The 14,582-nt window shown below is 71.4% G+C and carries 13 protein-coding genes; 6 read left to right on the forward strand and 7 right to left on the reverse strand.

Annotated elements, in window-relative coordinates:
- Positions 1-95: 95 nt before the first annotated feature.
- The 3 genes from ACWD26_RS13215 to ACWD26_RS13225 all read right to left on the reverse strand — a co-directional run bounded on the left by ACWD26_RS13215 (position 96) and on the right by ACWD26_RS13225 (position 3,572).
- Positions 96-2,330: a serine/threonine-protein kinase gene (locus ACWD26_RS13215; RefSeq protein WP_451269293.1), complete on the reverse strand. Its 2,235-nt coding sequence runs from the start codon at positions 2,328-2,330 to the stop codon at positions 96-98.
- 124 nt (positions 2,331-2,454) lie between these two features.
- Positions 2,455-2,964, reverse strand: a complete 510-nt coding sequence (locus ACWD26_RS13220; protein ID WP_451269295.1) for a MarR family winged helix-turn-helix transcriptional regulator — start codon at positions 2,962-2,964, stop codon at positions 2,455-2,457.
- Positions 2,961-3,572, reverse strand: coding sequence for a DJ-1/PfpI family protein (locus ACWD26_RS13225; RefSeq protein ID WP_451269297.1), 612 nt, complete (start codon positions 3,570-3,572; stop codon positions 2,961-2,963). The genes ACWD26_RS13220 and ACWD26_RS13225 overlap by 4 nt, the downstream gene beginning before the upstream one ends.
- Positions 3,573-3,780: 208 nt before the next feature.
- Here ACWD26_RS13225 and ACWD26_RS13230 point away from each other — a divergent pair, with 208 nt between their 5' ends.
- The 4 genes from ACWD26_RS13230 (at position 3,781) to ACWD26_RS13245 (ending at position 9,282) form a co-directional block, all read left to right on the forward strand.
- Positions 3,781-5,136: an aminotransferase class III-fold pyridoxal phosphate-dependent enzyme gene (locus ACWD26_RS13230; RefSeq protein ID WP_451269299.1), complete on the forward strand. Its 1,356-nt coding sequence runs from the start codon at positions 3,781-3,783 to the stop codon at positions 5,134-5,136.
- Positions 5,137-5,292: 156 nt separating this feature from the next.
- A complete protein-coding gene (locus ACWD26_RS13235) occupies positions 5,293-6,063 on the forward strand; it encodes a GntR family transcriptional regulator (RefSeq protein ID WP_451269301.1) in 771 nt (256 codons plus the stop codon).
- Positions 6,060-8,513: a dolichyl-phosphate beta-glucosyltransferase gene (locus tag ACWD26_RS13240; RefSeq protein WP_451269303.1), complete on the forward strand. Its 2,454-nt coding sequence runs from the start codon at positions 6,060-6,062 to the stop codon at positions 8,511-8,513. The genes ACWD26_RS13235 and ACWD26_RS13240 overlap by 4 nt, the downstream gene beginning before the upstream one ends.
- 118 nt (positions 8,514-8,631) lie before the next feature.
- Positions 8,632-9,282, forward strand: coding sequence for a hypothetical protein (locus tag ACWD26_RS13245; protein WP_451269305.1), 651 nt, complete (start codon positions 8,632-8,634; stop codon positions 9,280-9,282).
- An 18-nt stretch (positions 9,283-9,300) separates the two neighbouring features.
- Here ACWD26_RS13245 and ACWD26_RS13250 read toward each other — a convergent pair whose 3' ends face one another.
- The 4 genes from ACWD26_RS13250 to ACWD26_RS13265 form a co-directional block, all read right to left on the reverse strand.
- On the reverse strand, positions 9,301-9,594 hold the full coding sequence (locus tag ACWD26_RS13250) for a DUF3303 family protein (protein WP_451269307.1): 294 nt from the start codon (positions 9,592-9,594) through the stop codon (positions 9,301-9,303).
- A gap of 415 nt (positions 9,595-10,009) precedes the next feature.
- A complete protein-coding gene (locus ACWD26_RS13255) occupies positions 10,010-10,267 on the reverse strand; it encodes a hypothetical protein (protein ID WP_451269309.1) in 258 nt (85 codons plus the stop codon).
- Positions 10,264-10,620 carry a hypothetical protein gene (locus ACWD26_RS13260; RefSeq protein ID WP_451269311.1) on the reverse strand — a complete coding sequence of 119 codons (357 nt, stop codon included), beginning with the start codon at positions 10,618-10,620 and terminating at the stop codon, positions 10,264-10,266. The genes ACWD26_RS13255 and ACWD26_RS13260 overlap by 4 nt, the downstream gene beginning before the upstream one ends.
- Before the next feature lie 227 nt (positions 10,621-10,847).
- Entirely contained in the window at positions 10,848-12,131 is a 1,284-nt protein-coding gene (locus ACWD26_RS13265) for an adenylosuccinate synthase (protein ID WP_451269313.1), read from the reverse strand.
- Between the two features lie 200 nt (positions 12,132-12,331).
- Between ACWD26_RS13265 and ACWD26_RS13270 the strand changes: the two genes are divergently transcribed.
- Both ACWD26_RS13270 and ACWD26_RS13275 read left to right on the forward strand, forming a co-directional pair.
- Positions 12,332-13,303, forward strand: a complete 972-nt coding sequence (locus ACWD26_RS13270) for a diacylglycerol kinase family protein (RefSeq protein ID WP_451269315.1) — start codon at positions 12,332-12,334, stop codon at positions 13,301-13,303.
- 535 nt (positions 13,304-13,838) lie between these two features.
- Positions 13,839-14,510: a hypothetical protein gene (locus ACWD26_RS13275; RefSeq protein WP_451269317.1), complete on the forward strand. Its 672-nt coding sequence runs from the start codon at positions 13,839-13,841 to the stop codon at positions 14,508-14,510.
- Positions 14,511-14,582: the final 72 nt, after the last annotated feature.

The raw sequence follows: 14,582 nt of genomic DNA on the forward strand, positions 1-14,582 counted from the left end.
GCAGTCAAGCGGAGACAAGGTACGGCTCGGGGAGCGGACGCGGCATGGACATTCCGGGTACGGCGCCGGAAGTTCAGCGGAAATTCGCCCCTCGCTCAGCCGGCTTTGGAGTACGTCACCGACTTCCCCGTCGCGTCGACGCGCCGCAGCTGCCCGTCGGGCAGGAGGGTGACGGTGGTCGCGGCGCCCGGGGAGCAGGAGGCGGCCGGTTCGCCGGTGGTGACGGTGGAGGGGCCGATCTCCAGGGGGCCGCCGTCGGCCGGTTCCTCCGCGAGCGCCGCCTCGAACACGCAGTGGTACGTGCCGCCGCCTTCGAGCGGGCCGTCCGCCGTGAGGGAGAGCACGGTGTCACCCACCTCGCCCTGAACGATGACGAGTTGGCGGGTGTCCGCGCCGTCGGAGCCGTCGAGGGTGGCGTTCCAGGTGCCGAGGAACTCCTCCGGGACCGTGCCCGCGTCGGGCGACTCGGTGGTCGGGTCCGGGGAGGTCTCCGGGTCCGACGGCTCGATGGTCTCGGGCCCCGGCGTCTCCGGCGCGCTCGTCGTCGGCCCGCCCTTGGCGTCGTTCTCCTTCCCCCCGTCGTCCCCCTTCTTCATCAGCGTGTACACCGAGCCGCCGGCGCCCAGCGCGACCACCAGGGCGACGATGACGAGCAGCACCGAGGAGCGACGGTTCCCGCGCGCGGGTTCGGGCTGCCCACCGGGGGCCGCCCCGGCTCCGGGCCCGTAGAGGGGGTTCGGCCCGTAGGGCGGGGTCGCCCCGAGGCCCGGCCCAGGGGCGCCGCCGGGTGCCTGACCGGCGTACGGACCCTGCCCGTACGAGGAGCCGTACGAGCCGTACGAGCCGTGCGGCGCCTGCGGTGCGCTCTGCGGATATCCGTACCCGGCGGCGGGCTGCTGGGTGTACTGCTGAGGGAAGCCGTACCCGGAGGGCGCCGGCCCGGGCGGGACGCTCGGCAGAGGCGGCTGCGAGCCCGCCCCCGCGATCTGCGTCGGCATCCGGTCCAACGGGGCGGCACCCGGCGCACCTGGCGCACCCGGCGGAGGCGGTACGGCGCACTCGGACGCGACGGCCGGGTGCCCGGCCGGGGCGCCGGGGGCACCCGGAGGGGCCGCCGGGCCGTACGGAGAGCCGGGGGCGCCGAGCGGGTACACGGGCGGGGCCGAGGGCGGGCCTGCGGGAGCGGGCGGGGCTGCGGAAGGGGGCGTCGGCGGGGCCTCGGGCCGAGCCTCGGGGCCGGGCTGTGGCGTGGCGCCCGGCCCAGCCGAAGACGAGGAGGCCGCTGCGGGCGCCTGCCCGGCGGGGTCGGGCACGTCTGAACGACCGTCACCTCCCGCCCCCGCGCCTCCCGCAGCCGCAGCCGCCGCCGCCGGACCCCCTGCGGCCGCCCCCTCCCCCTCCTCCCGTTCCTCCGGATCCTCGGCGTCCAGCAAGCGCACCGCGTGTCGCCCCAGTTGGGCCACCAGGGCGCTCGGCAGCCAGGGATCGCGGGACCGGCCCGCGAAGACCGTGTCCTCGGCACCCATGCGCCGCAGGATCTGCGCGAGGGTCGGGCGGGCGGCGGGGTCCTTTCTCAGGCAGTCGCGGACGAGATCGTGGAGGCCTTCCGGCAGGTCCTCCAGGTCCGGTTCCTCCTCGGCGATGCGGAACATCAGGGCGTGGACGCCGGAGTTGGCGGCGCCGAAGGGGAGGTTGCCGGTGGCGGCGTAGGCGAGGACGGAGCCCAGGCAGAAGACGTCGCAGGCGGGGGTGATGCGGTCGCCGCGTACCTGCTCGGGCGCCATGAAGCCCGGCGACCCGACGAGCGCGCCGGTGCGCGTGAGCCCGCCGACCGCGACGGTCTCCAGCGCCCGTGCGATCCCGAAGTCGATGACGCGCGGCCCGTCGATGGTCACCAGCACGTTGGACGGCTTGAGGTCCCGGTGGATGAGCCCGGCCGCGTGGATGTCCTCCAGCGCGTGGGCGAGCCCCGCCGCGAGGATCCGTACGGACCGCTCGGGCAGCGCCCCGTGATCCCGCCCGACCACGGCCTGCAGCGTCGGCCCGGCGACATACCCGGTGGCGACCCACGGGATGCCCGCCTCGGTGTCCGCGTCCAGCACCGGCGCGGTCCAGTACCCGCCCACCTGCCGCGCGGCCCGCACCTCCTGCCGGAAGCGGGCCCGGAACTCCTCCTGCTCCGCCAGCTCCTTCCGGACGAGCTTCACGGCGACGGTACGGCCCCGGTCGGACCGGGCCAGGTACACGTTCCCCATCCCGCCGGCCCCCAGCCGCGCGAGCAGCCGGTACGCCCCGATCCTCTGCGGATCCCCAGGCCCGAGCTTCTCCATGGCCGTCCCCCGTCTCCCCCGTGCCGTCCCCTGCCCATGTGTGCGCGTACGTACGGGTACGTCGCGTACGCGCGCGACGGACCGATCGTAGTGCGGCCTCACGGGGCGACGGCCGAACCGGTGTCTACGGTTCCGTAACAGCCACCGGTTCCGATTCCGTGGCACGCCCCGGCGCCGGATCGGCCTCCCGTGCCGCCGCCAGGTGGTCCAGGGCACCCGACAGCCGCTCCAGCACCCGTACGGTCTCCGCGAACCCCTCCTCGCCCAAAGCCTCCGTGAGGCGGGCGGCCAGGGCCGCGTGCCCGGGGTCGATCTCCTCGATCGCGGCGCGGCCGGCGGGGGTGGGGGTGAGGAGTTTGGCCCGGCGGTGGGCCGGGTTCGGTACGTACTCGGCGAGGCCCCGCTCGACGAGCAGGTCGGCGACCCGCTGGACGCTCTGCCGGGTGATGCCCATGGCACGGGCGACCCCAGCCACGGGCAGCGGCTCGGGCAGCACCGCGCCCAGCACCTGCCACCAGGCGGCCGTCAGCCCCGCCGGACGCGCCAACTCCTCGGCCACGGACAGGAACTGGCCGTTGAGCCGGAAGACACCGAGAGCGGCACGGCTGAGGAGGTCCTGCTCTTCGCGGCTCACCGCCCGGCCGCTTCCAGGACGGCGTACGCCTCCGCGTCGGAGTCGTGGAAGAGGCGGTACCAGGCGTCGAGGACCTCGCCCTCGTAGACGCCGAGGAGGCGGAAGACCTCGCGGGCGAGGGCGACGGGTTCGGTGGGGCCGGCGGTGACGAGGAGTCCGGAGCCGTCGGTCACGGCGTCCGCGTCCACGTACCGCTCGCCGCCCCGGTAGCCGGTGGCGGCGAGGTAGAAGGGAGCCGCGCTGGTGTGGGCGCGGTCGTCGAGCAGCCCTTCCCGGGCGAGCCCGGCGGTCGCCCCGCAGATCGCGGCGACGGGCCCGCCGGCCGCCAGGAACTCCCGTGCCTTCCGGGCGAAGGGCGCCAGCTCGTCACCCGTGTCCCACAGATCCGCGCCGGTGAGGACGAGCAGCGAGCTCTCCTCCGGGCGCAGCTCGTCAAGGACCTCGTCCGGCTGGATACGCACCCCCGCGATGGTCCGCACGGCCTCCCGGCCGGGCCCGACCGTACGGATCTCGTACCCGCCCCGGGCCAGCCAGGCGGTCGTGTGCCCGGTCTCCCAGTCGGCGTAGGTGTCGTAGACGGCAAGATGGACGGGTTTGCGGTCGCTCATGACTCCTCCTGAGGGTGCCCCGAGATGCCCTATGACAGCATGCTGCCATTTCGACAGCCTGTTGTCAATGAACGTCCGGTGGGAGCTGGTTCTTTCAGGGGCGCGGGGAACCGCGCGACCAGCCCCGACACACTGTCGTGCTCCCGCGCCCCGCCCCCGACAGGTCGCCGGTGTCCGCCGGAGGCAGCCGCCCCCTACCCTCACCCCCATGACCCCTCAGCCAAATCCCCAGGCCGGCGCCGCGGTGAAGGCCGCGGACCGTGCGCACGTGTTCCACTCCTGGTCCGCGCAGGAACTCATCGACCCGCTCGCCGTCGCCGGCGCGGAGGGCTCGTACTTCTGGGACTACGACGGCAACCGCTACCTCGACTTCACGAGCGGCCTCGTCTACACGAACATCGGCTACCAGCACCCGAAGGTCGTCGAGGCGATCCAGCGGCAGGCCGCGACGATGACGACGTTCGCCCCGGCGTTCGCGATCGAGGCCCGCTCGGAGGCGGCCCGGCTGATCGCCGAGCGGACCCCGGGCGACCTGGACAAGATCTTCTTCACCAACGCCGGCGCCGACGCGGTCGAGCACGCCGTCCGCATGGCCCGGCTGCACACCGGCCGCCCCAAGGTGCTGGCCGCGTACCGCTCGTACCACGGCGGCACCCAGCAGGCCGTGAACCTCACCGGCGACCCGCGCCGCTGGGCCTCCGACTCGGGCACGGCCGGGGTCGTGCACTTCTGGGCGCCCTTCCTCTACCGGTCCCGTTTCCACGCGGAGACGGAGGAGCAGGAGTGCGCGCGCGCCCTGGAACACCTGGAGACGACGATCACCTTCGAGGGGCCGTCGACCATCGCCGCGATCATCCTGGAGACGATCCCGGGCACGGCCGGGATCATGGTCCCGCCGCCCGGCTATCTGGCCGGGGTCCGGGAGCTCTGCGACAAGTACGGGATCGTCTTCGTCCTGGACGAGGTCATGGCGGGCTTCGGGCGGACGGGCACCTGGTTCGCCGCCGACCTCTTCGACGTCGTACCCGACCTGATGACCTTCGCGAAGGGCGTCAACTCCGGTTACGTCCCGCTCGGCGGTGTCGCCCTCTCCCCCGCCATCGCCGAGACCTTCGCCAGGCGCCCCTACCCCGGCGGTCTCACCTACTCCGGCCATCCACTGGCCTGCGCCGCCGCCGTCGCGACCATCGAGGTCATGGCGGAGGAGGGCGTCGTCACCAACGCGGCCTCCCTCGGCGCGAACGTCATCGAGCCCGCCCTCCGCGAACTCGCCGAGCGCCACCCCTGCGTGGGCGAGGTGCGCGGCGTCGGCATGTTCTGGGCTCTGGAGCTGGTGAAGAACAAGGAGACCCGCGAGCCCCTCGTCCCCTACAACCCCGTCGGCGAGGCCAACGCCCCCATGCTCGCCTTCGGCGCCGCCGCCAAGGCGAACGGCCTGTGGCCCTTCATCAACATGAACCGCACCCACGTCGTCCCCCCGTGCAACATCACGGACGCCGAGGCCAAGGAGGGCCTCGCTGCCCTGGACACGGCCCTGTCCGTGGCGGACGAGTACACGGTGTAAGGCCGTAATTCTGGGCGGTGTTCGCCGCGGTGCCGAGCGGACAGGGCGAAAACTCCTCCCCGGAACCCGAACGCGTAAGGTGACGTGCTCGTAAGAGAACTCAGAGAGCACGCACAGGTATGCGTACGCGTACGCGGATGGGGGAAGCGGACCACAATGCCCGGCACCGGCGGCGGCAATGGCGCCGTGACTCGAAGCACCCTGCGGCAGCAGCTCGCGGACGCGCTCCGTGACGAGGTGCTGGCCGGCAGACTCAAGCCGGGGCAGGAGTTCACGGTCAAGGAGATCGCCGAGCAGTACGGCGTGTCGGCGACGCCCGTGCGCGAGGCGCTGGTGGATCTGTCCGCGCAGGGGCTGCTGGACGCCGTGCAGCACCGGGGTTTCGAGGTCCACGAGTACTCCGTGGACGACTACCGGAACATGGTCGAGGCCCGCATCCTGGTCACCGACGGCATGTTCCGGCGCCTGGGCGACCGCAAGGTCGACCCGCGTACGGCCGCCGCGCTCGCCGGGGTCCGGCGGCGCGGCGAGGAGGCGCGGCGGGCCGCGCTCGCCGGGGACCTGGACATCCTCGTCGGCTACGACCTGCGGTTCTGGCGCGAGCTGAGCGCCCTGTTCGGCAACCCGTATCTCACCGACTTCCTGCACCGGCTGCGCGTGCAGTCCTGGGGGTGCGCGGTCCAGCTCCTGCGTCAGGCGGACGACCGGGCAGGCAACGGGACAGGCGACCGGGCAAGCGACCGGGCAGGCGAGTGGACGGGCAACCGGGCGGGCGACCGGGCGGCTGATCTCAAGGGCCGGCTGTGGGCCGACCACACCGATCTCGTCGACGCCCTCAGCCGTCGTGACGCGCAGACCGCCCAGGAGATCATCGCCGGTTACGACGAGCAGTCCCTGAGCCTTGTGGAACGCCTGGCGGACGGATGAGCACCACCCCCAGGGCGGCCGGCGGCCAGGTGAGCGTCGACCTCTCCGTCGTCGTCCCCGCGTACAACGAGGAGGACCGCCTCGCCCCCACACTCGACGCGATCATCGCCCACCTCGCGGCCACCGAGGCCGCCGCCCGCTGGGAGATCATCGTCGTCGACGACGGGTCGACGGACGGTACGGCCGAGGTCGTGGCCGCCGTCACGGCCCGCGACGCACGGGTCCAGCTGGTCTCCGGCGGGCCCCGCAACCGGGGCAAGGGGCACGCGCTGCGGCTCGGCGTCCTCGCCTCGCACGGCCGCCGGGTCCTGCTCACGGACGCCGATCTCTCCGCGCCCATCGACGAGTTGGAGCGGCTCGACAAGGCGCTCTCCGACGGTCACACGGCCGCGATCGGCTCGCGCGAGGCGCCCGGCGCGAACATCGAGCGCCATCAGCACCGGCTGCGCGAGACACTGGGGCGGGCCGGGAACCTGCTGATACGCGGGATCGCGGTGCCCGGCATCCGCGACACCCAGTGCGGCTTCAAACTGTTCGACGGCGACCGCGCCCGCGAGGCGTTCGCCGCCTCCCGCCTCGACGGGTTCGGGATCGACGTGGAGATCCTGCGGTACTTCCGCCGCAGCGGCTGGCCCGTCGTCGAGGTCCCCGTCCGCTGGTCCCACCAGCCCGGCTCGAAGATCCGCCCGTGGGACTACCTCCGCGTCCTCGGTGAACTCGCCGTCCTGCGGGCCCGTTCCGTCCGCCCCGCCGACGCCCTCGCGGTCACCGTCTTCCTCCTGATGTCCGTGGCCCTCTACATCGGCCGCTGGCGCGATCCGAACGGCCGCTACCTCCCAGACTCCCTCCAGGACCAGAACCAGTGGGAGTGGTTCTTCGCCGTCACGGCCGACAACCTCGTCCACCTCCGCAACCCCCTGTTCACCACCTTCCAGGGCTTCCCCGACGGCGTGAACCTGATGGCCAACACGGTCATGCTGGGCCTGTCCGTCCCCTTCGCCCCCGTCACGCTCGTCCTGGGCCCGGCGATCTCCCTGGCCCTGGTGATGACCCTGGGTCTCGCCGCCACGGCCGCCGCCTGGTACTGGCTGCTCGTGAGGAGAGTCGTACGGCACCGGGGCGCGGCCTTCGCCGGAGCGACCCTCGCCGCCTTCGCGCCGCCGATGGTCAGCCACGCCAACGCGCACCCGAACTTCGTCGTCCTGTTCATGATCCCCCTGATCACCGACCGGGCGCTGCGCCTGTGCACGGGTGCGCGGACCCGACGGGACGGCGTGATCCTCGGGCTGATGGCGGCCTACCAGATCTTCCTCGGCGAGGAGCCCCTCCTCCTCGCCGCGATGGGCATGCTGCTGTTCGCCGCCGCGTACGGGCTCATACGCCGGGACGTGGCCCGCGACTCCTGGCGCCCCCTCCTGAAGGGCCTCGGCGTCGCGGCCCTCGTCGCCCTCCCCCTCGTCGCCTTCCCGCTCTCCTGGCAGTTCTTCGGCCCGCAGAGCTACGGGAACATCGCGCACGGCGACAACTCCGGCAACAGCCCGCTCGCGCTCCTCTCCTTCGCCGAGCGCTCCCTGGCGGGCGACCGCGAGCGTTCGGACGCGCTCTCCCTCAACATCACCGAGCAGAACGCCTTCTACGGCTGGCCCCTGGTCCTCCTGGCCCTCGGCATCGTCGTACGCCTGTGGGAGCGCCCCCTGGTGAAGGCCCTCGCCGCAACCGCGTTCGCCGCCGCTCTGCTCTCCCTCGGCCCGGAGTTCCGCCTCCCGCAGACGGACCTCGTGCTGCCCGGCCCGTGGGCGCTGTTCGCCGAGAAGCCGCTGTTCGAGTCGGTCATCGAGGGCCGGGTGGCGATGATCTGCGCCCCCGTGCTGGGCATGCTGCTGGCACTCGCCTGCGAACGCCTGGCGGACGTGCCGGGTCTCGGGACGCGCTACGTCGGCTTCATGGCCGTGACGCTCGCCCTGCTGCCGATCGTCCCGGCCCCTCTGAAGTCCGTGGAGCGCGCCGAGGTCCCGGCGTTCTTCGCGGACGGCACCTGGAGGTCGTACGTCGACCCCGGAGCCGGCGAGACCCTGGTGCCCGTGCCGCTGCCGGACCCGGGCAACGCGGAGGCGCTGCGCTGGCAAACCACGGCCGGCTTCGGCTTCCGGATGCCCGGCGGCTACTTCAACGGCCCGTTCGGCGAGGACCGCGTCGGCATCTACGGCGCGGTCCCCCGCCACACCTCCAACCTGCTGCGGGACGTCCGCTACACCGGCAGGGTCCCGGTGATCGGCGAGAACTGGCAGGCGCAGGCCCGTAAGGACTTCGCGTACTGGCACGCGGGGGCGCTGGTCCTGCGTCCGCAGCCGTACGACGAGCAGTTACGCGCGGCGGTCGACAAGCTGGTCGGGCGCCCCGGGAAGTGGGTGGCCGGTGTGTGGGTATGGGACCTGCATGACCCTGCATGACCCTGCATGACGGGGACTGAAGACGCGTTCAGCGACTACGCTTCCCTGACCACTGTGTGCCGTACGCGAACGTATCCCTACCGTGCGTGTGCGTGCCGGATGACCGAGGAGTTCTCTTTTGGCCTGTGACCTCTGGCTGGTCCCGCTCGTGGACGTGTTGTGCCACACGCCCGACAACCCCTTCGCCGAGGAACTCGCGCTCTACAACAAGCTGCTGGGCGAGGCCGGGCTGCCACCGGTGCCGGTGTACCAGTACATGCCGGGGCTGACCGGGGAGGTCGCCCCCGTCGCGGGCTTCGACTACGACGCGCTGCACTTCCTGCGCCGGGCCTATCTACTCCAGGTGTGCGGGCTCGCGGTGACCCCGGTGGACGCGCTGGGCGGGGACTACGAGCAGCTGCTGGAGATGTTCGAGTCGACGGCCCAGCAGTCGCATCTGGTCTGGCACTACGACCACGCGGGCGCCTACGTCCCCGTGGACTTCCCGCAACCCCTCTCCGACGACGAACTCCTCGCCGGGGGCGGCCCCTTGGGCTCCTCCCAGGGCCTCCTGCGGGAACTGGAGTTCGTCGCCCCGGCCATCGGCATCGACCCGGCGAACCCGCCGGCGCCGCCCGAAGCGCCGGTCGCGCCCACGGAGTTGGAGGAACCGGCCGTGCCCGCCCCGTACGACCCCAGCCCGTTCGCCCGGGAGCGTCACGTCTGGCTGGGCCTGCACGCGGCGGCGACCCGCAGCCTGGCGCAGGGTTCGATGATCGTCTTCAGCTGAGGCTCTCCGGGCTCAGGCTCAGCGGCCCAGCGCAGACAGGCCCTTCTCCAGGTCCTCGGGGTTCATGGCCGGGGTGTACGTGACATCGGCGCCCAGTTCGAGGAAGAACGGTTCGGCGATCGACGGCATCTGCGAGCTGTCCTGCAGATCGAAGACCATGAAGCAGGTGCGCCGCCCCTCGTCGGTGGTGAAGTAGGCCGCCTCCGGCTTGACCTGCTCCATGGAGGACTGCATCAGCTTGGCCAAGGTGCCGTTGCGGATGGCCTCGTTCGACCTCTCGGTATCGAACCGTGCTTTGAACAGAACGCGCATCGCACTCACCTTCCTCTGTCGCACAGGAGTACGCCGGACACAACATCAGGATATGCCCGGTATGCACACCACGCTCCCGACAACGGCCGGAACGCGACCCGCTGTGGCCCAACGCCCCGTCGTTCTGTGTCACGGGATGGATGCAATCTGTAGCAAGGAGGACGGAGCGAGCGATCACTGAGTCCAGTGCCGACGACAGGCGCCCCTGCAGCACCCACTCCGAACTGAGGGGGGCGTCCTCCCGTGACGTCGTCCAGGCGAGGGGCATCGCGGGAGGCGTCCACTTCCACGACCAGCCGGCGGACCGCTACGGTTCGGACCCGCCCACACCACGACAACTCGCGGACGGCACCCGGCAGGCCGACCGCGCGGGCGTCGTGCCCCGGCCGAAGCGTGCGCCGTGGCGCGCTGAGGATCAGAACTCAAGATGCGTGAGCTGCACGACATACACGCGCTCGTGGCGAACCACGATCTGGTAGTCGAAGAAACCGCTGCCAACACTCAGGGAACCGCCCGGCGGGTCCTCCCCTTGATACGTCTTGCCGTCCAGATACTGGGCCTCGCACATACGGACCAGCTCATCCGCCTTCGCCCTCACCTTCGCGAGGAACGGCGCGGGCAGCGTCTTGGCAGACTGCTCAGCGCCGAAAGCGTACTCCCAGCTCCAGCTCACCGACGCACCGCCGCCATCGCCTCATCGAGAACCTTGGACAAGTCGTCGGCAGCCGCTTTGACGGTGGCCTCGTCGGAGCCCGCGTTGTGCATGCGGTGCAGCGCGTCCTTGTAGCGGGCGGCCAGCTCGGGCCTGCGCGCGATCTCGATATCCCGGGCCCAGGTGAGGATCCAGGCCCGGAGCGGCGTCAGCGAGTTCTCTTCGAGGGCCCCAGCAACGGCCTTGTCGCGCTGCTCCGCCATCTCCTCCAGGCGCTGCGGGGCGACGGCGGCCAGGGCCTGCCGCAGGGCCTCAGGGGTGCGCTCGGGGCGGGGAATCAACGCTCCGCCATATTGCTCGGGCTGTGCGGTCACGGTTCCTCCTCAGGATCCTTCACCAGCGTAGTGTCCCTCTCCTCGTCACGTGGCTTCCAGTCGCTCACCCAGCGTTCTCCTGCGCTGCGGCCAGGGTTCGCTGACCTCGGCGGCAACTGCGCGGCGCTCGGCGCAGCGACCAGTCACACCATCCGGCCGCGTCTGGGTGCGCGACGGCGGCCGACCCCGTCACCGGGTCGGCCGCCTCGCGGACGGGGTGCGGTGGGTTAGATGAACGAGTTGATCTCGATCGTCTCGTCGCGGCCCGGGCCCACGCCGATCGCGGAGATCGGGGCGCCCGACATGTCCTCCAGCGCCTTGACGTAGTTCTGGGCGTTCTTCGGCAGGTCGGAGAACGACTTCGCCTTGGTGATGTCCTCGGACCAGCCCGGGAGGGTCTCGTAGACGGGCTTGGCGTGGTGGAAGTCGGACTGGGAGTACGGGAGTTCCTCGACGCGCCTGCCGTCGATCTCGTAGGCGACGCAGACCGGGATCTGCTCCCAGCCCGTGAGGACGTCGAGCTTGGTGAGGAAGAAGTCCGTCAGACCGTTCACGCGGGTCGCGTAGCGGGCGATGACCGCGTCGAACCAGCCGCAGCGGCGGTCACGGCCGGTGGTCACACCCCGCTCGTGGCCGATGCGGCGCAGCGCCTCGCCGTCCTCGTCGAAGAGCTCGGTGGGGAACGGGCCGGCGCCGACGCGGGTCGTGTACGCCTTGAGGATGCCGATGACCCGGCTGATCTTCGTCGGGCCGACGCCCGCGCCCGTGCAGGCGCCGCCGGCGGTCGGGTTCGACGAGGTCACGAAGGGATACGTGCCGTGGTCGATGTCGAGGAGCGTGCCCTGGCCGCCCTCGAAGAGGACCACCTTGTCGTCGTCGAGGGCCTGGTTGAGGACCAGGACCGTGTCGGCGACGAACGGGGCCAGCTTGTCGGCGTAGCCCAGCAGCTCCTCGACGACCTGGTCGACGGCGATCGCGCGGCGGTTGTAGAGCTTGGTGAGGAGCTGGTTCTTGACGTCGAGGGCCGCCTCGACCTTCTGCGTCAGGATCGACTCGTCGTACAGGTCCTGGACGCGGATGCCGACGCGGTTGATCTTGTCCGCGTAGGTCGGGCCGATGCCCCGCCCCGTCGTACCGATCTTGCGCTTTCCGAGGAAGCGCTCGGTGACCTTGTCCACCGTCACGTTGTACGGCGTGATGATGTGAGCGTTGCCGCTGATCAGGAGCTTGGACGTGTCGACGCCACGCTCGTTCAGACCGCTCAGCTCGGAGAGCAGGACCGACGGGTCGACGACGACGCCGTTGCCGATGACCGGCGTGCAGCCGGGGGAGAGAATCCCGGAAGGGAGGAGGTGGAGGGCGTACTTCTGGTCACCCACGACTACCGTGTGGCCGGCGTTGTTGCCGCCCTGGTAGCGCACCACGTAGTCAACGGATCCGCCTAGCAGGTCCGTCGCCTTTCCCTTGCCTTCGTCACCCCACTGAGCACCGAGCAGCACAAGTGCGGGCACGCGCGTACACCCCTTCCGGGCGGGGCATGTCCAAGGTCGGGGGCGTACGCGGTGGCTCATATCCACCGCGTGCGCCGGGCGACCGCCGTTGGTCGCAGACTGTAGGACCCGGGTGCCCCGGAATAGACGAAGCCCCTGGCGCAATAGCGCAAGGGGCTCTTGCACAAAGATGCTACCCGAGGAAGCGAGGCAGGACCGAGGTGGCGCCTTACGACCAGCTCCTCGTGGTCATCGACCCCCTCGCCCGTCGCACGGACGGTGAGGCGGTACGGATCGCGAAAGACGTGCTCAGCGCGGGTGCGGCGAGTACGAAAGTGTGCCTTCCCGAGGGGCCCGAGGAATTCGCGCGAGCGCTCTCGCGGCGCGGTTCGCGGCGGCCGGTGGTGGTCGGCGACGACCGCGCGCTGCTGCGGACCGTGGCTCTGCTGCACCGTCGGCGGGAGCTCGCCGCGTGCGCCCTCTCGCTCGTCCCGGTGGGGTCGGCGCTCGGGCTCGCCCGCTCCCTCGGTGTGCCCACCGACGCCGTCGCGGCGGCCCGTGCCGCCCTCGACGGTGTCGAGCGACGGCTTGATCTGCTCGTCGACGACAGCGACGGGGTGGTGCTGGGCACACTGCGGATCCCGGTCCTGCCGGGCGCGCCGCCTCCCGAGCCGGAGGAGGCGACCGACGCGGAGGCCGGCACGTGCACGGGCGCGGGAGCAGGTGGTGGCGCCTCGGGGGACGGCTCCCCCGGGGACGGCTCCTCGGCCGGCCATCACTCCTGGCTGCGCGCCTGGCCGCAGTCCCTCGTCCGTACGTTGTCGACGCGGCCTTCGCGACCTGCGCGGCCTTCTGGGGCACCGCGTCCGCTGCGGCCGCGCATACGGGTCGCCGCCGGGGGCGGGGCCGGGCCCTCGCGGCTGCGGGTGGAGGTGGACGGGGTGATGCTCGTCGACCTCGACCAGCCCGTGGAGGGCGTGTCCATCACCCCCGGCTCGGACGGCGGCGCCGACGTCGAGATCCGCCCGGTGTCGGTGGGCGCCGAGGCGGCCCCGCTGCAGGCGACCGGCCACCGGGTGACCGTGTCCGGCGCGGACTTCCGCTACGGGGCGGACTCCCTGGTAGCCGGGCCCGTACGGACGCGGACGTGGACGGTGCGGGAGGGGGCCTGGGGCCTGACGTTGCCGGGGTGAACGCGGGGCCCGGAGAGGGCGCCCGGCTTTACCGACCGCCCCGCCCTTTCAGGTGAGCGCGCGGGGGCGTGCGTTGCCGGCACCGCAGGCCTCCGCGCGGGCCGACCACGGTACGCGTCGCGGGGCCCGCACGAGCGCGCGACACGCCGGGGAAAACGCTTCTCGCCATCGAATTCACACGACAGGACGGAAGGGCCTTTTCACCCTGCTCCAGCCCTTCCTGAGGAACCGTCAGCTGTTATCTGATGACGAATCAGAGTGTTGATCCGTTCCGAGGCACCCCCAACAGGGTGACGGTATGTCAGCACGGACCTGCGTAATTCTTCGCCGGATTCGAAATACCAGCTCACTGCCATATTTTGATGCCACGTCAGACCCGCCGGTGGTCACTCGACAGGGCGACATTTCACGCACCCGTTCAGACCTATTTTCGCCCCGCTCCGAGCCTCCTCGAAATGACAGCCGAAATGGCCGTCATTACGTTCGTTCTCGTCGGCAGGTCATGCCGGCGAGAACGAAGAGAAGGGGTAGTGCATTGCGCACTCGTAAGATCACGGTGATCGCCGCCTCCGTCGGCGTGGCAGTCGCGGCCGCCACAGGTGTCACCTACGCGAGCTCGGCCCTGGAGTCCGCCCCCAAGTCGGCCCCGATCGTCAAGGAAGCCGTCACCGACGCGGCCCCGCGCGGCGGCAACGGCACGGGCACCAACACCGGCTCGAACGCCGCGTCCGACGCCGGGCAGCACGACAACAGCTGGAGGCAGGGCAAGGGGAACGAGGGGCGGGGTGGCAACGGGGGCGGCAACGGGGGTGAGAACCGGGGTGAGCACCGCGGCGAGAACCGCGGCGAGCACCGGGAAGACCACCACCGGGACCACGGCCGGATCATGATCAACGAGCGCACGTATCCCGCCGAGCCGGGGTCCTGCGTCGCCGTCATCAACCTGAACCCCATGGCCCCTGCGATCGGCGCTACCAGCTTCAACATCCGAAACGAAAGCGACAAGACCGTCGAATTCTTCAACGGGATCAGCTGTGACAATGGCGCTCCCATCGCCACGGTCGGCCCTCGCAGCTCAGCCACCGCGATCACCCCGACGCCGCCGGCACCTGTAACTGGAGCCATCGTGGGCAGCTTCCGCGTGATCCACGATCACAACGGGCACAACGGGCACAACGGGCACAACGGGAACAACGGCCACCACTGACGCGACCGAATCCGGCGACGGATAGGGCAGCCCTTCATGGCAACATCGGAAACCCCGGCTCGCCGCAATCGA

The organism is Streptomyces sp. NPDC002787 (genome assembly GCF_053592095.1).

What these genes read in the sequence shown, in the direction of transcription:
- ACWD26_RS13250 (WP_451269307.1), bottom strand. Translation starts at nt 9,594, where the DNA reads ATGCGCGTTCTGTTCAAAGCACGGTTCGATACCGAGAGGTCGAACGAG.
- ACWD26_RS13240 (WP_451269303.1), top strand. Translation starts at nt 6,060, where the DNA reads ATGAGCACCACCCCCAGGGCGGCCGGCGGCCAGGTGAGCGTCGACCTC.
- ACWD26_RS13235 (WP_451269301.1), top strand. Translation starts at nt 5,293, where the DNA reads ATGCCCGGCACCGGCGGCGGCAATGGCGCCGTGACTCGAAGCACCCTG.
- ACWD26_RS13225 (WP_451269297.1), bottom strand. Translation starts at nt 3,572, where the DNA reads ATGAGCGACCGCAAACCCGTCCATCTTGCCGTCTACGACACCTACGCC.
- ACWD26_RS13215 (WP_451269293.1), bottom strand. Translation starts at nt 2,330, where the DNA reads ATGGAGAAGCTCGGGCCTGGGGATCCGCAGAGGATCGGGGCGTACCGG.
- ACWD26_RS13230 (WP_451269299.1), top strand. Translation starts at nt 3,781, where the DNA reads ATGACCCCTCAGCCAAATCCCCAGGCCGGCGCCGCGGTGAAGGCCGCG.